This window comes from Faecalibacter sp. (assembly GCF_057177045.1).
In genome coordinates, this window is sequence record NZ_CM169987.1 from 13,801 (window position 1) to 35,592 (window position 21,792).

Consider the following 21,792-nt stretch of genomic DNA (forward strand, 5'->3'; position numbering starts at 1 on the left):
GCGACAATGATCAGTGTTTTAGCATTTGGTCAAGGGAAGGAGAATAAAGGAAAATTCTATGTGTATTGGGGATGGAACAATGCGCAATATACGAAATCGGACATCCGTTTTAAGGGAGATAACTATGATTTTACATTAGATAATGTTGTGGCCCATGATCGTCAATCAGATTTTGGAATTAAATATTTCAATCCTGTTGAAATGACTATTCCACAATATAATTTTCGATTAGGCTATTTCTTTCATGATAATTGGAATGTGTCATTTGGTATTGATCATATGAAATATGTAATGGATCAAAATCAAATTGCAAACATGAATGGATCAATTGCTAATGGATCTGATTTTGATGGAAATTATCAAAATCATCCGATGGAATTAACGGAAGATTTCTTAATGTTTGAACATACCGATGGATTAAATTATGCCAATATTGAAGTTCGTCGTTTTGATAATCTATTGCGTTTACCAATTTCAAAAAATGGAAAAGGTATTGATGTGAATTTAACTGAAGGTATCGGAGGTGGTATTTTATATCCTAAAACCAATACAACTTTAATGGGACAACCTCGCCATGATGAATTCCATTTATCTGGATTTGGTGTAGGAGCCATGGTAGGGATTAACTTTACATTTTGGGATTATTTCTTTATTCAAGCTGAGTTAAAAGGTGGTTATATTAATATGGATGATATCCGTACCACACAATCACCTTCGGATACAGCCCAACAAGATTTTTTCTACTCTCAACAAAATATCGTTTTTGGAGCAATTATTCCAATGTTTAGACCCAAAAAACAAATTAATTTCTAATCAAAAATTTGTTTAGTGTAAATTTTACACTATATTTATACAATCGATTAGACGTTAATATTTTTGACTAAGCCATTACTTTTTATTTCCGTAAAAAGTAATGGCTTTTTTGTTGTAATCAATGGTCAAATCATAAAAGTTAATTACTTTTACTAGAAAGTATTTCGAATTAACAATGAACAGATTCTCTATTATAGTAGCAAGTTTATTATTATCAACTTCTGCAATGGCTCAAAAAGTAATGTCGCCAGAATTGTTATGGCAAGTCAAAAAAGTTTCACCAATCGGCGTAACAAAGGATAAAAAAAATGTCATTTATAAAGTGACTTCTACGGATGTAAAGACACAAAAAGATACTTCTAAAACCTATATGATTTCGTTGGCGGGAGGTAAAATTTCAGAAATTGAAAATTATAAGGATTTATTAGAAGATCAATCTATAGCTCCAAAGACTAACTTAAAAGCAGAAACAGAAAAGGTTCAACTGCAGAAAGTTTTTGGGACGGATTATTATCCAGAAATGGATCAATCCAATGTACAAATCTATAATGAATTAAACTATAGACATTGGGATACATGGAATGATGGGAAATATGAACATTTATTTGTTACAACTGCTTCTCAAGAAAAAATTGATGTTCTAAAAGATGAACCTTATTCGGTAAATGAATATGTTTGGTCTCCAGATGGTCAAAAAGTTTTATACGTTTCTAAAAAGAAATTTGGAACAGCCTATGCTACTAGTACCAATACCGATATCTATGAATATAATATTCAAACCAAAACAACAAAGAACTTAACGGAAGGAAAAATGGGGTATGACAATACACCAAGTTTTTCCGTAAGAGGTGATTTGGCTTTCTTATCAATGGAACGTGATGGTTATGAGGCGGATAAAAACGATATTATTGTTCGACAAGGGGATGTTGAAATTAATTTAACGAAGCATTGGGATGGAACTGTCAATACCTATAAATGGAGTAATGATGGGTCTAAAATTTATTTTAGTGCTCCTGTTAAAGGAACAGTTCAATTATTTGAGGTGGATGTAAACTTTAAGACAAAGAAACTTCCAACCATCAAACAAATTACTCAAGGTCAATTTGATATTGCTGGATTATATGCGATTGTTGGTCATCAAGCCATTGTAACAAAAACGGATATGAATCATGCTGCAGAAATCTATGCTGTGGATTTAAAAACGGGAGCTTTAACTCAATTAACGAATGAAAATAAAGCCTTATTTGATTCGATTACAAAAAGTAAAGTTGAAGCACGTACAATCAAAACGACAGATGGAAAAGATATGTTAGCGTGGGTGATCTATCCACCGGATTTTGATCCGAACAAAAAATATCCAACGTTATTATATTGCCAAGGTGGTCCTCAATCTGCTTTAACACAAACGTATTCACAACGTTGGAATTTTCAATTAATGGCAGCTAATGGATATATCGTTATAGCACCTAATCGTCGCGGAATGCCAGGACATGGAGTAGAATGGAACGAACAAATTTCTAAAGATTGGGGTGGACAAGTGATGAAAGATTATTTAGCAGCGATAGATGATATTGCGAAAGAACCATATGTAGATAAAGATCGTTTGGGAGCAGTAGGTGCGTCTTACGGAGGTTATTCGGTGTATTATTTAGCTGGTATTCATGAAGGTCGTTTCAAATCATTTATCTCTCACAATGGTGTATTCGATTTAAAGTCCATGTATGGAACAACGGAAGAAATTTTCTTTACAGATTGGGACGCTGGTGGATCGTATTGGGATACAAAAAATGCAGCAGCGCAAAAAACCTATACACAATTTGACCCAAGTAATCCTGCGTTGTTAAACAAATGGAATACGCCTATGTTAGTCTATGTAGGAGGGAAAGATTATCGTGTACCAATGGGACAAGGACAAGAAGCCTTCCAAGTCTTACAATTAAAAGGAATAAAATCCCGATTAATTTACTTTCCAGAAGAAAATCACTGGATTTTAAAACCACAAAACTCGGTGATTTGGCATACTGAATTTTATAAATGGTTAAAAGAAACATTATAAACCTTAAAAGCGAATATTTTATATTCGCTTTTTTATTGTATTGATTTTTAGAGGTTAATGCTTAAATCCTTGATTATCTCCTTAAGTTTTTTTGTTTTAAGTAATAAACGTTGTAAATTCAGACTTGGTATTAAATCCATATTATGAGTAAAGAAAATAACAAAATATATTTCAGTAATAGCCCTTTTACAAATGGACATAAAGTGGTAGATTTTGTTTGGAATGCACGTTTAGATGAACATTATGATTTTGTGATGGATCTTCATTTAGAATCTGATCAATATGATGAAGAAGAAGAATATGAAGACATTATTGAGGAAATTGATAATGTTTCAGATGAAACAACGGAAAAATCACTTTGGATTAATTATGATCATTGTGTCTTATCAAGTACATTTTGGAGTAATAAAGGAATACCAATTGACGTAACAGCAGCACCATTAGACTTTAAATTACTAAATAATCAGACGCTTTATATTGATACCTTACCAGTTGATTTAAATCAACCGGAAGAAGATTTTGCTTTTGGTATTTCGATGTTAGGAAAAGATATACCAGCGAATCATGAAATTACATTTATTGAAACCGAAGATTTTGGGGTATTTGATATTAAATGGAAGGGAAAAGTAGCCAATGTTAATCTAGGTGAGGAAACATTTGAATATGATTTTTATACGTACATGAAACGCATCAAATTTGGTGGTATCAAGATTCACCCTTCATTAGAATTGGAAAAAGTAAAATCGATTCTTCATGATCGTATTGCTCATATTGAAGAATTTGAGTTGTTGCAAACCGAGGAAAATAACTTGGAAGATTATATCTTAAAGCTTAAGGCAAAATAATTTTCCTAAAATCTACTAAAACAGCATGGTTGAAAAAATTGTAAAAGAATGCGAAGATGAGCAAATACAATTCCTAAATCAAATTCAGGATTTTGGATATTTAATTGCTGTGGAAAAGGAATCGAGAGTAATTCAGTACGTTTCAGAGAATATTTCAGATTTAACAGCTTTTCCTTTAGCAATCCATGAAATTCTAAACCAAGAATTTGATCAGATTTTCAATTTTTCAATCGATTTTGATGCTGTAGTATCTTTAGCTGAAGGTTATATTCAAAAAGACTATATCAAATTTGATTCAAGAAAGTTTTTTTGTGTTGTTTATCATTTGAATGGTTTAATCTACATCGAATGTGAAGAAGATACCCGCTTGTCAAACAGCAATACTTTTTACAATAATTCTGAACAGATTCTATATGCCAAAGATAAAGCAGAAAATTGGCGATTTTTATTAAAAAAAATCAAAGAATTGACAGGATATAATCGTGTGCTTATCTATAAATTTTTAGAAGATAAAAGTGGGCATGTGGTTTATGAAGAAGTCGATGAAGGATTCGATTCCTATTTGGGATTGCATTTTCCAGAATTTGATATTCCAGTACAAGCTCGTGAATTGTATGTAAAGAAAAGAAACCGTATAGTTTCGAACGTCAAGTCACACCCTGTGAACATCGTTGGTTATACGTCTAAACCTTTGGATTTGACATATTCCGAATTTCGTTCATTGGCACCCGTACATTTAGAATATCTTGAAAACTTTAATGTTCAATCAAGTTTTTCGATCTCTATTGTGGTGAATAATCAATTATGGGGATTAGTATCCTGTCATAATAATGTTCCAAAGCATATTCCGATTAATATTCGGAAACAATGCGAGGTTTTAACACGAATGGCGCGTATTTCTTATGTCAATTTTAAATTCGATGAACAATTGAAATTTCAAGAGAAATTTCAAAAAGTCATGGTCAAATTGAAGGAGGAGCTTTTGGTACAAGATCATGATGATTATAGTATCGATAATTATGTTCCTTTATTGAATTTTACCAAAGCCGATGGTGTAGCCTATGTTAAAAATGACAAAGTTCAAACCTATTCGAATACGCCTTCTGAACAAGAAATAAAAAATATTCGAGATTGGGCAAAATCAAATCAAATCAATGAACTCTTTTTTTCGCATACATTCTTTATTGATTATCATGATCAATTAAATATAACCAATCGTTCTGCTGGTGTCGCCTTTCGATTTTTAGATTCAGATTATGAACATTTTATCATTTGGTTTAAAAAAGAAGTAGTTATAGAAGTAGAGTGGGCAGGTAAGCCTGAGAAAATCATAACAACAAAAACGGAGAATCAAACGGAAATAGTGACCTATAGCCCACGAAAAAACTTTGAGATTTGGAAGAACGAAGCGACAGGGAAATCGAATATTTGGAAAGAAAAGGAGATTGTAGTGATTCGTGAGATCATCAATTTAATCTTGGATACCATTCATGTAAAAGCATTTAAAATTCAAGAATTGTATGATCAACTGAAAGAAATCAATGATGAATTGGATACGTTTTCTTATACCATTTCCCATGATTTAAGAACACCTTTGACGGTGATGAAATTAAATTGTCAAATGTTGCAACGATCGATGAAAGAGGATGAATTTCATTATGGAAAAATGACAGAAATCATTCAGCAAATTGATAATTTATCCACCATGATGCAAGAAATCTTGACGTTAAGTCGTGCAAAAAAGTCAGATTTAAAGCTGCAAATTATTGATGCCTCTTCCTTAATTCATCGTATTGTTGAAGAATCATTACTTTATTATGATGCAAAACATACTCAAGTTAAAATTCAAGACACCTTTGATTTTATTGCTGATCGTACCATGGCGTATGAAATCTTTTTAAATGTCATTAATAATGCCATTAAATATTGTTCGAAACATGAATTTCCTAGTGTTGAAATAAATTCAGAACAAACCGATGAACATATCATTTATCGCATAAAAGATAATGGCATTGGGATAAAAGCGTCCGACCGACATAAAATGTTTAAATTATTTTCGCGAATGAGTAATACTTCTGACTATCGTGGAAATGGGGTAGGATTATCGATTGTCTATCGATTAATGCAACGATTGGAAGGTGAAATCGATTTTGTGAGTGAAGAAAATAAAGGCACTGAATTTATATTAAAATTTAGAAGAGCGATATAAAAAAAAAGGAATCCATTTAGGATTCCTTTTCTTTTGGTAGTAATAAGAAGTAAAATCTCTTATTTTTTATCTTGTACGGCAAAAACTTGTTGCAACAATTGCGTTGTTCGTAAATTTGGATTGTTACGAATACCTGCTTCTTTTTCGGCAACCATATGAAATACACCTTTCACTGCTTGTTCAGTGACATATGCATTTAAGTCTGGATTAATATTTTTACCTGCTAATGCATTATATTTTGTAATAATGTTCGACCATACTTTATCTGCTCCAACTTTACCTAATGAATTAGCTACTTTTGGTTGGAACGCTGCAGTTAATTGAGCAGTCGTTTTTGTTTGTAAGTATTGCGTTGCAGCATTATCACCACCCATTAAAATTCCGGCAGCATCTTGAAAAGACATTGTCGCAATGGCATTTTTAAAAATAGGACCCGCTTCTACAACAGCATCTTCTGCGGCAGAATTTAATAATTTTAATCCTTGATCGGCTAAACTTCCTAATCCAACACTGCGCAACGTTTTCTCTACACCTTGTAATTCTTGGGGTAATAAAATTTTTGCTAAAGCATTATTCGTAAAGCCATCTTTCTGTCCTAGTTTTAAGATACCTTCCGATAGGCCTAAATTCAATGCTTCTTTTAAACCCGAAGAGATTTGCGCATTGGATAATCCGCTTAAACCTCCGACTTGATTTAAGATTCCAGATATCTGAGAAGCTGTTTGTAATTCAGCACAACCAGAAAATAAAAATATTCCAGAAGCGATGATAGGGAAATATATTTTTTTCATCATAATGGGATGTTTAAGGTCTATTATTCTTAATTTTTACCACCAAAAACTTGTTGTAACAAAGTCGTTGTTTGTAAAACGGAATTGTTTCTAATCCCTTTCTCTTTTTCAGCGACCATATTAAAAACGCCATTAATGGCTTGTTCAGTTACATAACGATCTAAATCTGGCGTAATATTTTTACCTGAAATCGCATTGTATTTTGTAATCATTTGGTTCCAGACTTTGTTTGCACCCACCTTGTTTAACGATGCGCTAATTTTAGGTTGAAATGTAGTCGCTAAATCAGAACTCGTTTTTGATTTAAGATAATTTGTTGCGGCATTATCTCCATCCAAAAGAATACTTTTAGCATCCGTAAAAGACATAGACGTCAGTGCATTTACAAAAATTGGAGCCGCTTCGGTTACAGCATCTTCAGCCGCAGAATTCAAAAGTTTAACCCCTTTATCGGCAATACTTCCTAATCCGACAGAACGTAAAGTTTTTTCAACATTTTGCAGTTCTTCTGGCATTAAGATTTTGGCTACACTACTGTTATAAAACCCGTTTTTTTGTCCTAATGCTTTAATTCCATCATTTAATCCAATCGATAAAGCTTCTTTCAAACCAGAAGCAATCGTACTGTTTGATAAATTTGTATTTAATTGAGGTGATGCAACATTAGAAGTAGTTGCTATAGTATCAGCTGTACTTTTCGTTGTATCATTCGTTGTTGTAGATGTATTGGCTGTATTACCTTTTAATAATCCACCTAGTATAGATTTAAAATCTTGTGCTTGTGACATGGTTGCAAATCCTGAAAGAAATGCCAAAGCCAAAATTGTTTTTTTCATTTTCGATTTATTCTGAGAATCGACGTATTCAATTATCTGACCAAAAATTAAAATTCGCTTACAAAGTGTAATTTAATGGATGGAAATTTCTCTTGTGTCATTTGAATTGTAAAAGCAGAATCGGCTAAAAATACCAATTGATTGTATTTATCACGCGCTAAATAACGTTGTTTAACACGTTTAAATTCTTTAAACTCTTCAGAATTTTCATTCTCAACTTCTACCCAACATGCTTTGTGTACAGAAAAAGGCTCATAAGTTGCTTTTGCCCCATACTCATGTTCTAAACGGTACTGAATAACTTCGTACTGTAATGCTCCTACCGTTCCGATGACTTTTCGGTTGTTCATCTCCAATGTAAACAATTGGGCAACACCTTCATCCATTAACTGATCTATACCTTTCTCCAATTGTTTTGCTTTCATTGGATCCGCATTGTTAATGTATCGGAAATGTTCTGGAGAGAAAGCTGGAATTCCTTTGAAGTTAAATTTTTCACCCGATGTCAAAGTGTCTCCGATACGGAAGTTTCCTGTATCGTGTAAACCGACGATATCACCTGCATATGATTCATCAACCACTTCTTTTTTATCAGCGAAAAAGGCATTCGGTGAAGCAAATTTCATTGATTTTCCTTGACGAACATGGTAATAGTTTGTATTACGTTCAAATTTACCAGATACAATTTTAACGAATGCTAAACGATCACGGTGTTTAGGATCCATGTTGGCATGAATTTTAAAAACAAATCCTGAGAATTTATTTTCATAAGGCTCAACGATGCGTACGTCGGTTTCTTTGGCTTGAGGAGTAGGAGCAATGTCAACGAAAGCATTTAATAATTCGCGAACTCCAAAGTTATTTAATGCTGATCCAAAGAATACAGGTTGTAAGTTACCTGCCATATATTCGTTTGCATCAAACGCTGGATAAACACCATTGACTAAATCCAATTCATTGCGTAAGTTTTCAGCATAATCGTTTCCGATTAATTGATCCAATTCTTCACTTTGTAAATCCTCGATTTGTGTCGTTTCAGAAATCTTTTGTTTGTTATCACCTGAGAAGATATTAATGTTTTTTTCCCAAATGTTGTAGATTCCTTTGAAAGTAGCACCAATACCAATTGGCCATGATAATGGAGTGACAGATAAACCTAATTTTGTTTCAACCTCATCCATTAAGTCGAAAGCGTCTTTTCCTTCACGGTCCATTTTGTTGATGAAAACCAACATTGGAATGTTACGCATACGACATACCTCAACTAATTTGATCGTTTGTTCTTCGACCCCTTTTGCAACATCGATTACAACAATTGCTGAGTCTACTGCAGTTAATGTTCGGTAAGTATCTTCCGCAAAGTCTTTGTGACCAGGCGTATCTAAAATGTTAATTTTCTTTCCTTTATATTCGAACGCTAAAACCGAAGTTGCAACCGAGATTCCACGTTGACGTTCAATCTCCATGAAATCGGAAGTAGCCCCTTTTTTGATTTTATTACTTTTTACAGCACCAGCTTCTTGAATGGCACCACCAAATAATAATAATTTTTCTGTTAAGGTAGTTTTACCAGCATCAGGATGGGCAATAATACCAAAGGTCTTACGTTTATTGATTTCTTTTTCTAAAGACATTCTCTTGAATTTTCAGATTGCAAAGATAATTTTTTCTAAACGATTATTAAAGAGCAATAGAAAACATTTCTTTTAACATATATTTTGATAAAATTTTCACAAATTTACACCTTCCAATCTTAAATAATGAAAAATATATACACTTTATTAGTGGGAATCATTTTTTGGTTCTCATTTAATACTATCAGTTATGCACAGCAACGTCCAACAATTACTCCATTAACGGGCGGTTTTACATTTCCGAATCAAATTGTTGAAGAACATCCGGTTGCTTTTCGCGCCAACTCTACGGATTGTGCAATTAGTTTTACGCGTTATTATAAATATTATTCTTTCAAGGCTAATTTCGATATGGTATTTGCATTTGATTTAATTGCCAATACGCCAGATTTTCGTTTTGTTATTTGGAAATTAAATGCAGGTCAACCGGCTGAAAGCATTTTTGAAAATACTTCGACTATTCGTCCGAACCGTACCGTTGAAAATGGTCATATGAATAAAGGAATGGCCGAAACGGAAGCTGAAATTTGTGAAAGTTATTCAACACCGAATAATAACGGATATGTAAGAGCCTTTGCACAAGAGGAAATATTAAAGAAAGATGAAACGGTTGTCATTGCTGTTTATGGTAATCGAGTAACCGATACGTTTGACCTTAAGATTAATGTAGCAGAAGAACGCACATTGGATATTTTTAACACGCGTTGTCAGGAAGAAGGCTACTCAGCAAATGAGATTCTTAATGGGGTAATTGCATCAAGTGGATCATCTATGGTCACTTTGTATCGTGATGCAATGTTTCAAGAACCTATAGGAATAGGAGAAAATTTAACGACTCCTCAAACGATTTATGCACAAGTAAAAGATGCTACAGGTAAACTTATTTATATCTATACCATTCCAATTGTTTTCCGACCAAATTACACGTTTCAAATTACCCCTATACAATATAAAATTTGTGGGTATACATTTAATGTAAATGCTGATGATATTATTCGAAAAGCTATTGGTCCATCAGAAAATGCATCGGACTTCAGAGTAAATTGGGTAGAGGTGTACGGAAGCCAATATGAGAATGGTCAAAACATTTATTTGGGTGAAAGAGTTTCAATTGCAACAGCTGAAATAACTTATATTGGAAGAAATGCTTGTCCGACGACGACGACGTTTACATTTGAGATTATCAATGTTGAATTTGAACCTACTGAATCACCGCGTTTATCTACTTGTTCAGAAACTTACGAAATTCAATTTGAAGAATTAAAGCGTCTATTATCTATACCTGTCGATTACGATTTCCGATTATATGCGTCTAACGGTCAAGAAATTGTTGATGGAACAAATTATTTGTTAACTCACGATACAACAGTTATTCAATATGAAGTTATCCACCAAGAAACGGGATGTGTTAGTGCTCGATCAACTTTTGAAATTGTAAAATTAAGCGCTTTACCTATCGTAGATGTTTCTCTTACTTCATGCCTTGAAGATTTGTCGCGTGAAATGGTTCAACAAAAAATAGAAGAACTTAAGAATGGGACCAATGCTCGTTTGAATTACTACTATTCGGGTCAGATGTATTCGGAAGAGGAATTATATGCTTTGATTGCAACGCAACGTGAAGGTCGAATCGAAGCACGAATAGCTGAAGGATGCGAAGGAATGAAATACTTTAACTTTTTGATTTCTGAAAGTTCAATTTCAATTCATGAAGAAAATTTCATTCATGCAGAAACTTGTCAAGCCATAGAAACGACGATCAATTTTAATCAAGAGCAACTGATCGGATTAGCATTGCAAAATCTAATGAATCCACAATCGGCATCAAATTATGAATTCAAATTTTTTGATGAATTAGGAAGCCAAATCACAACGATTGAAAATTTAAATGCAGAGCGCCGTTTAAAAGTTATCGTAAATAAAATAGATGAGGCATGTACAACATCTTATTCGTTAATTTTAAAACGCTACAATCAACCAGTTGTTTCTGAACCAGCAAACGAATTAACTGCTTCTTGCGATCAAACCATTACGTTTACAACTGCGCAATTGGTAGATTTATTTGGAGCAGATATTACAAGATATCAATATTCAATTGAACTGAATCGTGCTTATCCATTAAGTTTTAATGGAACTGATCGTGTGATATTTCCAATTTCATTTTATGAAGAGGAAAGCTGTCAAGTAACCAAAGAGCTTGTAATCTTAAAAGGTGCAGATTTGGATGTTGACGTATCTGTTATTCAACAAACTATTTTAGCGAATCCATATCGTTTTTGTGGAACAATTCAACGTATAGATGTTGAAATTTATTTAGAAAATTACATCAATCAAATTTTAGGCTTATATCCAAATTTAAGAACTGCAGATACAATTGCATCTTATGCTAATCAAATGATTGCAAATGATGGAGAGGTAGTCGTTGTGTTTAATGATCCTTTACAATGTGGAACGAAAGAAGTTCGTTTTACTTACTCCCCTTACCCAATGCCTCAACTCGAACTGGACTCTCGTGTAGTAGTATGTACAGATGAAATGTATGTATTAGAATTAAGCGATTATACAACTGTACGTGTATGGAAAGAAACAGGAGAAGAAATTTTTGGCACAGGGAATCGTTTTGGATTAACGGTAGGAAATTATACAGTTGAGGTAACAAATGAATATGGATGTACAATTTCCAAAACAATTCAAGTCGTAAATGCTCCGCTTCCTATCATCACGGAAATTGTATTAAAACAAGATGCTATTGAGGTTATTGTTGATGGAAATGGAGGCACATTAGAATATTCATTGGATGGCCGTCATTGGCAGACATCAAATCAATTCACAGGCATTCAAAAAGGAATTTCATATACTGTTTATGTTAGAGAGAATGGTTGTTCAACGGTTTCTATACCTGATGTTGTATATCTTAATTTACCAAATTTTATCTCTCCAAATGGAGATGGAAAAAATGATTTTTGGGAACCAATTGGAGCAAAAACATCTTTGGATGTACGAATTAAGATTTTTAATCGTTATGGTAAAGTAGTTTATGAAGCTGAGGGACCAAATGCCTTACAATGGGATGGTACGAATCATGGAAAACCATTGGCATCTGATTCGTATTGGTATTTCATCGAATACATTGATCAGAAGGCTGTGATAAAACTTAAATATCAAGGGTATATCACAATAAAATCTCATTTTTAATGAACTATGTTAAAAATATTAAGTATTATTGTTAAGAATTAAAACACTATATGAAAAAACTTGCAATACTATGTTTACTATTATGTTCAGTAAAGAATGTAAATGCTCAACAAGGTTTGCCATTTTATAATCACTACTTGGTTGGAGATAAAATGCTGATAAATCCAGCATATGCAGGTCAAGACCCGAATGTAATATCTATAAACGGTACACATAGAAATCAATGGGATGATTTACCTGATAGTCCGAGCACGCAAACTGTCAGTGCGCATGGAACTATTGTAGATCGCTTAGCAGTTGGAGCTTACTTTTTTAACGATCGTAATGGAGCAACAAAATTAACAGGATTCAATTTAACGGCAGCGTATCATATTCCTTTAGATGATCGTTCGTATTCAGAAGATGCTGAAGAAAGTGCCTTCTCTTTTGGGGTAGGTGCGTCTAATGTTTCACAACGTTTTGATTTTTCGCGTGTTGTTGCTGAAAATCCAAATGATCCTGCTTTACAAACCGATTCTTACAATGCATTTTTCTTAAATTTAGGGATTTCGGTAAAGTACATGAATTTCACTGCTGGAGTTTCAGTATTGGATATTCCATTGGGAGAAAACTTATATTTCTTAAATAACATCGAGCCATTGCCAACATGGTATTATATGAATTTAGCCTACAACTGGTATGTAACGGAAGGGATAAAAATTCAACCATCGGTAGTATATAATTTAAATTCAAATTCAGATCGTCATTTAGATGTTAATTTATTGGGTCATTTTGGATTTGGAGACAACGACCAAGGGGTAGCGATTGGTGTCGGATACAAACAAGGATTAGACAAAAACGGAAATCAGCCGTTATTTGTTTCTCCCATCTTAAAAGCTAAAATTGGTTCAATTAAAGCTGGAATTTCATATGACATTGGTTTATCTGATTTTCAAGTGGATGGACGCAAACAAGGTTTCTTATTTAGCTTAGGGTTTGATTTACAAAATCCTTGGGGAGATCGTTATTATTAAAAAAAAGATTTAATCATAGAAGAAAGGGTTTAAACATCATGTTTAAGCCCTTTTTTTATGTCACGTCATTATATTCCAAGTATCTTTGCAGGCTTTTGGTGAAGAGTGAATATGATGTGGATAGGAATAGGAGTCGTTTTGGCTGTTTATATTGGGATAAGATTATATTATTTTAATCGAAAAATAACTGAGGCGCAACGTAAAGGAGAGCAAGGAGAAAAAGAAATCAGACGACAGTTAAGTCGGTTGGATCGGTCGAAATATACGATTATAAATGATGTTCGATTTATGATAAAGGGAAAGGTTTCGCAAATAGATCATATCATTGTTTCAGATTATGGTTTGTTTGTCATTGAGACCAAAAATTATAAAGGGATTATTTATGGGGATGAAAATAGTACCTATTGGAAGCAAGTCATCTATCAATACAAAAATAATTTTTATAACCCCATTAAGCAGAATTTGGGACATATTTATGCACTCAATTTTGTTTTGCGGAGATTGCCTACGTTAAATTATTTTTCGTTTTTGGTATTTACTCATCGAAGTCAATTGAAGGTGAAAACAATGACTCCTGTCGTTTATCCTCATCAATTGATCAAAAAGATAAAATCTCAAAAAATAATTTGTATTTCGCCTGCTTTAAAACGAAAAATTATTCAAGAAATTCATGTTTCTAATTTAAATTCTAAAATAAGAGCATAAAAAAACACTTCAAAAAGAAGTGTTTAATTTATTTTGCTTTGATTTCTTGAGGTTGAAGGGACTGACTATTCAATTGAACTTCGCGCTTGTATAAATAATACGGTTGCAAGTTTTCTTTTAAAATAATCAATTGTCCTTGTTGAGATCCTGTAAAACGCGTAAATCCCGCAGCGATACCAAATCCTTTTTCATTCTTTAAGAAGTAAATTAAACGATAAAATGGGTATAAACCATTTCTTAAATTTGGATTTGTGGGTGCGTATACATTTCCTTTCGCATCTACGACTTTAAGGATTTTTACTTTCTTTAAATATTCTTGAACTTTAGGATTATCTGTATCTGATAACGTATTTAAACCAATAATTCCTATTGCATGTTGATCTTTTTGAACGAAATCAATTACATTTTCTGCCGATTTTAAAGCATTGATGGATTGACCTTTGGGGGGAGTAATACCCAATTTGTCATTTAATGTATTGAAATTGGCCGAATTTGGATAATCGAAAACCATACGCATCGTTCCATTCTCATTGTAAACATTCTCTTTTATTTCGTTTAAATGTATTGAGTCCAACGGATTATTAACCGACGTGATGAATACCGTTGCATCCATACCGATGGGTGATGATTTAAAAAGGATTTTTGTTTTGTTAAACAAATATGTTTCTTGCTCTTTCGTAAGTGGTTTACTCACAACAGCAAAATTGGTTTTACCTTCATATAAGTCTTTGATGGCTAATTCTTCAATTTTATAATCAAATTCAAATTCCACTTCAGGATATTCAAGGGTGTAAATTGAAGTTAATGCTTTTAAGACGTTTTTGTATGATGGATCTGCTGTTACTTTTAATTCCCCGTAGGTATGTAGAGGTTTCTCTATCCCTTTTGTTTTACTTTCTTCTGCTTTAACTTCTTCTTTTTTTGAACAAGAAAATGGAGTACAAGCCAATGCAAGTAAGCATCCAATAAGAAGTAATTTATTTTTCACCATTTCTAAATGCTTTTATGGCACGAAACACTCGAAAGGCACCATATATAATAAATAATATTCCGAATAAAGTCGCTTTGATTTCATCCAATTCAAAGATGAAATATTTATATTTCCAAGTGAAGATTCCGATTAAAAAATATCCGAAACCTATTAATCCGTATGCAATATGTTTATTCATAATTCGGTACGAAATTACAAAATTTCTCATGGAATCTGCGGATTACTTTTGTTATTAAAACGTCAAAAAGTAGAACAAAGATTACTTGTTCTACTTTTATTAAAAAGTTAAAGCATATTACATTTGTTGGAAACGTACAGGAATAGAGAAGATTAAATCTGCTTCCGAACCATCAGCTCGTTGAGCTGGTTTAATTTTTTGACCTTTACGTTTCATCGAAGCATTAATTCGCTCTAATGCTTTTTTGGCTTCTTTCCCTAATGTTTCATGACTTCCATTAGCTGATTTTACTTGCGTAATTTCTCCATGACGATTCACAATAAATTGCATTTTAGCCGCTGCAGTTTGAACATTTTCTCTTTCAGCAATTGTTGCAAAATCATCTAGATTATAAGATAATTCATTCGATAATCGATCACTCATACATTTTGTTAATGCATCGTTTCCTTTCTTGGCTTCCTTTTCACAACCGGGAAATATAGCCATAAATTTTGCATCGCGAGTTGTTATAGCTTTTTCCGGAGCTGTTACAGGTTTATTTGTGTTACCAGCCGGGATATGATTAGTGTTTTGATTTCCAGATGTATTAGGTTTTCCGTCTGAAACTTCACCACCACCTACTTGACTAGTAGAAGTAGTTGTCCCTTCACGATTATCTGCTCCCAAATCTGCATCCTTCGTTTCTTCTCGATCAAGAATCGTTTCTTGTATTGCAGGTTTGTCCGTTGGGTTAGGCATAACTTCTTTCACTTGTTTAGTATCTAATTGCAAACGTTTTTCTTGTTCAGGTTGTTTAACAGGTGGTTCAACAACATCCTCTATATCTTCTTCGTGCAAAGGTTGTACTTCGGTAAATTGGATAATGACCTTTTTATCAGATTTTTTGTAATCAATTGTATCAGTTTTAGTCGAGTAGACAAATCCACCCATTCCTAATGCTACAACTCCAAATCCAGTGAATAAAGCTTTCAATAATCGGTTGTTTTCTGATGTTCTTAATTCATAAGCTCCGTATGCCTTGTTTCTATTTTCGAATAGAATATCCAAGAATTTTTGGTTTTCCATATTAATAATATTTTTAAAGGATTTGAATCGATTCATTGAATAGATGCGGTGAAAAATAAAAAGGTTGGTTGAATCTTGATTATTTTTTGAAAAATCATTATTTTTAACAAAACCTTAAGATATGATAGTGATTCCAAAACCATGTACTCAAAATTGGTCAAGCCTTATAGGATCAGATCAAAAAAAATACTGTGCATTGTGTCAAAAGAATATCTATAATTTAAATAAACAATCAGATAAAGCTATCCGTCATGTATTGACTGTAGAAAAAAAGGTATGTGGAATGATTCAAAAAGAGTACAATCATTCTTCGGTAAAAGACAAATTGAAATATTGGATCTGGGGAGTAGGACTTTTGGTCGTTCCTGTATTTGGTCAACATGATTCATTAACCATTAGGGGGATTATCAATGATGGAAATGGAATTCCGGTAATGGATTCACATATCGCTTTAAAAGGACATGCTATAGAGACTTTTTCAAACGAAAATGGTGAATTTCAATTAAAAGTACCCAACGATTTAAAAACTTATATTTTAGTAGCAAAAGATAACGAGTATCAAACGGAAATTCAATTCAAAGAAGAAGAATTGTTCAAAGTTGTTCGTATACCATTACAACAACATGAGGATTTTATTATTGGAGAAGTCATTTACAAACCTACTTTTAAACAGCGAGTAATTCACACGATTACTTGGCCTTATCGTAAAATACGCAAAACATTTTTCGATAATCAATAATTTTTATTCATTAAAAATAAAATAAATATAAACTTCATTTTTCATTTCGTTGATTGATACTAAAAAGTTATCTTTGCTAACTTATAAAAATCAACAGAAATGCCAAGAATACTTACGGGAATTCAAGCGACTGGAACACCGCATTTAGGGAATATTTTAGGAGCGATTCAGCCCGCAATCGATATGACAAAGCAAGAAGGGAATGATTCATTCATCTTTATTGCAGATTTACACTCTTTAACTCAAATTAAAGATGCAGAGACGTTAAAACAAAATACTTACGAAGTAGCTGCTACATGGTTAGCATTAGGATTAGATAGTTCGAAAGTAGCTTTTTATCGTCAGTCTGATGTTTGCGAAACGACAGAATTGATGTGGTATTTATTAAATTTCTTTCCATTTCAACGTTTAACATTAGCACACTCCTTCAAGGATAAACAAGATTATTTGTCGGATGTTAATGCGGGATTATTTACCTATCCAATTTTAATGGCTGCAGATATTTTGTTGTATGATGCGAATGTAGTACCTGTAGGAAAAGATCAGTTGCAACATTTAGAAATTACACGTGATGTTGCATCTCGTTTTAACCATCAAATGGGTGAAACTTTTGTTTTACCGGATGCAAAGATTGATGAGCAAGTGATGATTATTCCTGGTACTGATGGACAAAAAATGAGTAAATCTCGTAATAACTTCATCAATATTTTCTTGCCAGAAAAACAATTACGTAAGCAAGTCATGTCGATTGAAACGGATTCAACGCCTTTAGAAGATCCTAAAAATCCAGATACGGACAATGTTTTTGCGTTATATAAACTTTTAGCGACTCCAGAGCAGGTAGAAGAAATGCGTCAGAATTATCTGAAAGGTGGTTATGGCTATGGTCATGCAAAACAAGCATTATACGAATTGATTTTAGAAAAATATGCGGATGCCCGCGTAAAATTCAATGTGTTAATGGAAGATAAGGCAACATTGGATGCTTATTTAGAAAATGGTGCATTAAAAGCGAGAATTGTCGCGCAAGATGTATTACGCAGAGTACGCAAACAGTTAGGATTAAAGGTATAGATTTTAATAGTTAAGCAATTGTTATAATTTATATTATAAATTTATTTAATCTATTTCTAAATCGTAATTTTGTAATATATAATAATCTTTAAAAGATTTATTCAAATGATCAAAGTAACAGAACAAGCTAAGAATAAAATTGCATCGTTAATGCAAGAAGAAGGTTCATCTATCGAAGAGTCTTTTGTACGTGTAGGTGTAACAAGTGGTGGATGTTCAGGTTTATCATATAATTTAGAATTTGATAAAGAACAAAAACCAGAAGATAAAGTATACGAAGATAACGGCGTTCGCATCTTAGTGGATAAGAAATCATTCTTATATTTAGTAGGAATGACATTAGAATATTCAGGAGGTTTAAACGGTAAAGGTTTTGTTTTCAACAATCCAAATGCAAGTAGAACTTGTGGATGTGGAGAAAGCTTCGCAGTTTAATCGTATGAAAAAAATAGCATTTTTAATTTTATTTATAAACGCATTAATGGTTTTCGGTCAGAAAACCATTAATGTTGATTCTTTCAAAACGTTCAAACCAACGGAAGATTCAAAGAAATTAAATGCGGCGTATGCCGAAAATATGTTTTTCGGGATTTTTGGGGTTAAACATTTTGTTAATGCATTAAATGTGAATTATAAAGGAGTACAATCCGTTTCGATCACAAGTAATGCCAATCCTAAAATTAAAACACCGGTATACAAAGCACTTTATAATCCAGATGGAACATTAAATATGTTCGAAATTACAGAACAGATTGGTAATCCACTGCAAGTGAAATACGATTATAAAGATGGTGTAGTGGAGAAAGAAATCATTCATTACCAAAATAAAAATGCGTCCATTAATACATTTTATTATGATCAGGATAAAATGTATGTTCAAAAACCTAATCAAAAGTTTGAAATCGTTTGGTTAGAAGGTGATGTTCTTTTAAAGAAAGTTTATACAGAAAATCAAATCAGTACTGAAGATCGTTTAATGCACAATTGTCGTATTACGCGTTCGATAGGCCAAGATATCAATAAAGTGTGTTTTAATGATGCCTCATTTAAAATTCCTTTGGTTATCACTGATTATGTTCCTGAAGTGGATGTGAATACGAAGAAAATTAATCTTTTAAAAGGAGAGCAATCTCAGATTAAATCGATTGGTGAAAACAAATTTGCTATCATACTTCAAGGAAAAGAGCGATTTCATCTGACTTTAGATAAGAACAACCGAATTAAAAGTTTCAATTATTTAGGCAATCCGGCTTTAAAAGAAGAGCCTATTGAATTTCAGTTTGCCTATACAATGTATTAGAAAATGAGTAACACAAAATATACAGAAGACGATCTACGTGAAGATCTTGCCAGCCAGAAGCAATATGAATTTGGTTGGACGACTGAAATGGAATATGAAGAATTCCCAGTTGGATTAAATGAAGACATCGTACGTGCTATTTCAGCAAAAAAAGAGGAGCCAGAATGGATGACGGAATGGCGTTTAGAAGCATTCCGTGCTTGGGAAAAAATGGAAGAGCCTGAATGGGCAAACGTAAATTACGAAAAACCAGATTTTCAAGCGATTCAATATTATGCTGCTCCAAAACCAAAGAAAGAATTAGCAAGTTTAGACGAAGTTGATCCTGAATTATTAAAGACATTCGAAAAATTAGGAATTTCATTAGACGAACAAAAACGTTTAACTGGAGTTGCTATCGATGTGGTTTTTGATTCTGTATCCGTTAAAACAACTTTCCGTGAAACATTAGCAGAAAAAGGAATTATTTTCTGTTCAATTTCTGAGGCGATTAAGGAGCACCCAGAATTAGTGAAAAAATACATCGGTAAAGTAGTTCCACCAACAGATAACTTCTATGCTGCTTTAAATTCAGCGGTTTTCTCTGATGGATCGTTCTGTTATATTCCAAAAGGGGTGCGTTGTCCAATGGAATTATCAACGTATTTCCGTATCAACTCTGCTGGTACAGGACAATTCGAGCGTACATTATTAATCGCTGATGAAGGTTCTTATGTGTCTTATTTAGAAGGATGTACAGCGCCAATGCGTGATGAAAATCAATTACACGCTGCGGTAGTTGAGTTGATCATTTTAGATGACGCTGAAATTAAATATTCTACAGTTCAAAACTGGTTCCCTGGTGATGAGTCTGGAAAAGGAGGTGTATTCAACTTCGTAACAAAACGTGCTGTTTGTGAGAAAAACGCAAAAGTTTCATGGACGCAAGTTGAAACAGGTTCTGCTGTGACTTGGAAATATCCATCTTGTATCTTAAAAGGGGATAATTCAGTTGGTGAGTTCTACTCAATTGCTGTAACAAACAATTACCAACAAGCAGATACTGGAACGAAAATGGTTCATATCGGTAAGAATACCAAATCGACTATTATTTCAAAAGGTATTTCTGCTGGTAAATCACAAAACTCTTACCGTGGTTTAGTGAAAGTAATGAAAGGTGCTGAAGGAGCACGTAATTTCTCTCAGTGTGATTCATTATTAATGGGTAACGAATGTGGTGCTCATACTTTCCCTTACATCGAAATTGAGAACAAAACTGCTCAATTAGAACACGAAGCGACAACTTCAAAAATTGGTGAAGATCAATTATTCTATTGTAACCAACGTGGTATCGATACAGAAAAAGCAATTGCTTTAATTGTAAACGGTTTCAGCCGCGAGGTATTGGATAAATTACCAATGGAGTTTGCTGTAGAGGCTAAAAAATTATTAGAAATCTCATTAGAAGGTTCTGTTGGGTAATCCTTTAGTGATTAGTCATTAGAACTTAGTAGTTAGAATTTAACAATAATATATAGATTGAAAGTTAGTCAGTTCTCAAATCTGACATCTCAAATCTCAAATCTGAATAAAAATGTTATTAAATATACAAGACTTACACGCTCGTATCGAAGAGCGCGAAATTTTAAAAGGATTAAACTTACAAATCAATCCAGGTGAGGTTCACGCCATCATGGGACCTAATGGTGCTGGTAAATCAACTTTATCTAACGTAATTACAGGTAGAGAAGATTACGAAGTAACTGAAGGTGATATCCAATTAGACAACAAATCTATCTTAGAGTTAGCTCCAGAAGAAAGAGCACAAAAAGGTATTTTTATGTCTTTCCAATACCCAATCGAAATTCCTGGTGTTTCTGTCACAAACTTCATCAAAACTTCTATTAACGAAACGCGTAAAGCGCAAGGTTTAGAAGAAATGGGTGCGTCAGAAATGTTAAAAGAAATTCGTCAAAAAGCAGATTTATTAGGAATCAAAAAAGATTTCTTATCTCGTTCTTTAAACGAAGGTTTCTCTGGAGGGGAGAAAAAACGTAATGAAATTTTCCAAATGTTAATGTTAAACCCAAAATTAGCGATCTTAGATGAAACAGATTCTGGATTAGATATCGATGCTTTACGTATCGTTGCTGAAGGGGTTAACGCGTTCAAAAACGAAAACAACGGAGTTTTAGTTATTACGCACTACCAACGTTTATTAGACTACATCGTTCCTGATTTCGTTCACGTTTTAGCGGACGGAAAAATCATCAAATCTGGAGGTAAAGAATTAGCTTTAGAATTAGAAGAAAAAGGGTACGACTGGGTTAAAGAAGAGGCAGGAATCTAAACATTTTGTAAAATGTAAA

General features: G+C 33.2%; 19 protein-coding genes. 13 read left to right on the forward strand and 6 right to left on the reverse strand.

Annotated features, from left to right (window positions below; all coding sequences use genetic code 11):
* Positions 1-6 precede the first annotated feature (6 nt).
* The 4 genes from AC1QSP_RS00065 to AC1QSP_RS00080 all read left to right on the forward strand — a co-directional run bounded on the left by AC1QSP_RS00065 (position 7) and on the right by AC1QSP_RS00080 (position 5,923).
* Positions 7-813, forward strand: a complete 807-nt coding sequence (locus AC1QSP_RS00065) for a hypothetical protein (protein WP_484080369.1) — start codon at positions 7-9, stop codon at positions 811-813.
* Positions 814-988: 175 nt separating this feature from the next.
* Positions 989-2,869 (forward strand): S9 family peptidase, encoded by a 1,881-nt coding sequence (locus tag AC1QSP_RS00070; protein WP_484079227.1) that lies wholly within the window; start codon positions 989-991, stop codon positions 2,867-2,869.
* Between the two features lie 143 nt (positions 2,870-3,012).
* Entirely contained in the window at positions 3,013-3,714 is a 702-nt protein-coding gene (locus AC1QSP_RS00075; protein WP_484079228.1) for a hypothetical protein, read from the forward strand.
* A 25-nt stretch (positions 3,715-3,739) separates the two neighbouring features.
* Positions 3,740-5,923, forward strand: coding sequence for an ATP-binding protein (locus AC1QSP_RS00080; protein WP_322970557.1), 2,184 nt, complete (start codon positions 3,740-3,742; stop codon positions 5,921-5,923).
* A gap of 59 nt (positions 5,924-5,982) precedes the next feature.
* Here AC1QSP_RS00080 and AC1QSP_RS00085 read toward each other — a convergent pair whose 3' ends face one another.
* From AC1QSP_RS00085 to AC1QSP_RS00095, 3 genes are read right to left on the reverse strand one after another with little or no spacing between them, the layout of a single operon-like run.
* Positions 5,983-6,714: a DUF4197 domain-containing protein gene (locus AC1QSP_RS00085; RefSeq protein ID WP_484080370.1), complete on the reverse strand. Its 732-nt coding sequence runs from the start codon at positions 6,712-6,714 to the stop codon at positions 5,983-5,985.
* A gap of 29 nt (positions 6,715-6,743) precedes the next feature.
* Entirely contained in the window at positions 6,744-7,550 is an 807-nt protein-coding gene (locus tag AC1QSP_RS00090; protein WP_322970555.1) for a DUF4197 domain-containing protein, read from the reverse strand.
* A gap of 47 nt (positions 7,551-7,597) precedes the next feature.
* Positions 7,598-9,184, reverse strand: coding sequence for a peptide chain release factor 3 (locus AC1QSP_RS00095; RefSeq protein ID WP_484079229.1), 1,587 nt, complete (start codon positions 9,182-9,184; stop codon positions 7,598-7,600).
* A gap of 126 nt (positions 9,185-9,310) precedes the next feature.
* Here AC1QSP_RS00095 and AC1QSP_RS00100 point away from each other — a divergent pair, with 126 nt between their 5' ends.
* The 3 genes from AC1QSP_RS00100 to AC1QSP_RS00110 all read left to right on the forward strand — a co-directional run bounded on the left by AC1QSP_RS00100 (position 9,311) and on the right by AC1QSP_RS00110 (position 14,097).
* Positions 9,311-12,379: a T9SS type B sorting domain-containing protein gene (locus AC1QSP_RS00100; RefSeq protein ID WP_484079230.1), complete on the forward strand. Its 3,069-nt coding sequence runs from the start codon at positions 9,311-9,313 to the stop codon at positions 12,377-12,379.
* Between the two features lie 50 nt (positions 12,380-12,429).
* Positions 12,430-13,392, forward strand: coding sequence for a PorP/SprF family type IX secretion system membrane protein (locus AC1QSP_RS00105; RefSeq protein WP_484079231.1), 963 nt, complete (start codon positions 12,430-12,432; stop codon positions 13,390-13,392).
* Positions 13,393-13,503: 111 nt separating this feature from the next.
* Entirely contained in the window at positions 13,504-14,097 is a 594-nt protein-coding gene (locus AC1QSP_RS00110; RefSeq protein WP_484079232.1) for a nuclease-related domain-containing protein, read from the forward strand.
* A 28-nt stretch (positions 14,098-14,125) separates the two neighbouring features.
* On the opposite strand, the gene AC1QSP_RS00115 is transcribed toward AC1QSP_RS00110, so the two are convergent.
* From AC1QSP_RS00115 to AC1QSP_RS00125, 3 genes are all read right to left on the reverse strand, one after another.
* Complete coding sequence (locus AC1QSP_RS00115; protein ID WP_484079233.1) at positions 14,126-15,088, reverse strand: PstS family phosphate ABC transporter substrate-binding protein; 963 nt, start codon at positions 15,086-15,088, stop codon at positions 14,126-14,128.
* On the reverse strand, positions 15,075-15,266 hold the full coding sequence (locus AC1QSP_RS00120) for a hypothetical protein (RefSeq protein ID WP_322970549.1): 192 nt from the start codon (positions 15,264-15,266) through the stop codon (positions 15,075-15,077). The genes AC1QSP_RS00115 and AC1QSP_RS00120 overlap by 14 nt, the downstream gene beginning before the upstream one ends.
* Before the next feature lie 117 nt (positions 15,267-15,383).
* The gene (locus AC1QSP_RS00125) at positions 15,384-16,331 is read right to left on the reverse strand and encodes a hypothetical protein (RefSeq protein ID WP_484079234.1); all 948 of its coding nucleotides are present in this window, start codon (positions 16,329-16,331) and stop codon (positions 15,384-15,386) included.
* Positions 16,332-16,452: 121 nt separating this feature from the next.
* On the opposite strand from AC1QSP_RS00125, the gene AC1QSP_RS00130 reads away from it, so the two are divergent.
* The 6 genes from AC1QSP_RS00130 to sufC all read left to right on the forward strand — a co-directional run bounded on the left by AC1QSP_RS00130 (position 16,453) and on the right by sufC (position 21,773).
* Positions 16,453-17,070 (forward strand): hypothetical protein, encoded by a 618-nt coding sequence (locus tag AC1QSP_RS00130; protein ID WP_484079235.1) that lies wholly within the window; start codon positions 16,453-16,455, stop codon positions 17,068-17,070.
* A gap of 99 nt (positions 17,071-17,169) precedes the next feature.
* Complete coding sequence (gene trpS / locus AC1QSP_RS00135) at positions 17,170-18,144, forward strand: tryptophan--tRNA ligase (protein WP_484079236.1); 975 nt, start codon at positions 17,170-17,172, stop codon at positions 18,142-18,144.
* Between the two features lie 105 nt (positions 18,145-18,249).
* The gene (locus AC1QSP_RS00140; RefSeq protein ID WP_322970545.1) at positions 18,250-18,579 is read left to right on the forward strand and encodes a HesB/IscA family protein; all 330 of its coding nucleotides are present in this window, start codon (positions 18,250-18,252) and stop codon (positions 18,577-18,579) included.
* Positions 18,536-19,444, forward strand: a complete 909-nt coding sequence (locus AC1QSP_RS00145; protein ID WP_484079237.1) for a hypothetical protein — start codon at positions 18,536-18,538, stop codon at positions 19,442-19,444. The genes AC1QSP_RS00140 and AC1QSP_RS00145 overlap by 44 nt, the downstream gene beginning before the upstream one ends.
* A gap of 3 nt (positions 19,445-19,447) precedes the next feature.
* Complete coding sequence (sufB, locus tag AC1QSP_RS00150) at positions 19,448-20,905, forward strand: Fe-S cluster assembly protein SufB (RefSeq protein WP_322970543.1); 1,458 nt, start codon at positions 19,448-19,450, stop codon at positions 20,903-20,905.
* Between the two features lie 112 nt (positions 20,906-21,017).
* Positions 21,018-21,773, forward strand: a complete 756-nt coding sequence (gene sufC, locus AC1QSP_RS00155) for a Fe-S cluster assembly ATPase SufC (protein ID WP_484079238.1) — start codon at positions 21,018-21,020, stop codon at positions 21,771-21,773.
* Positions 21,774-21,792 lie beyond the last annotated feature (19 nt).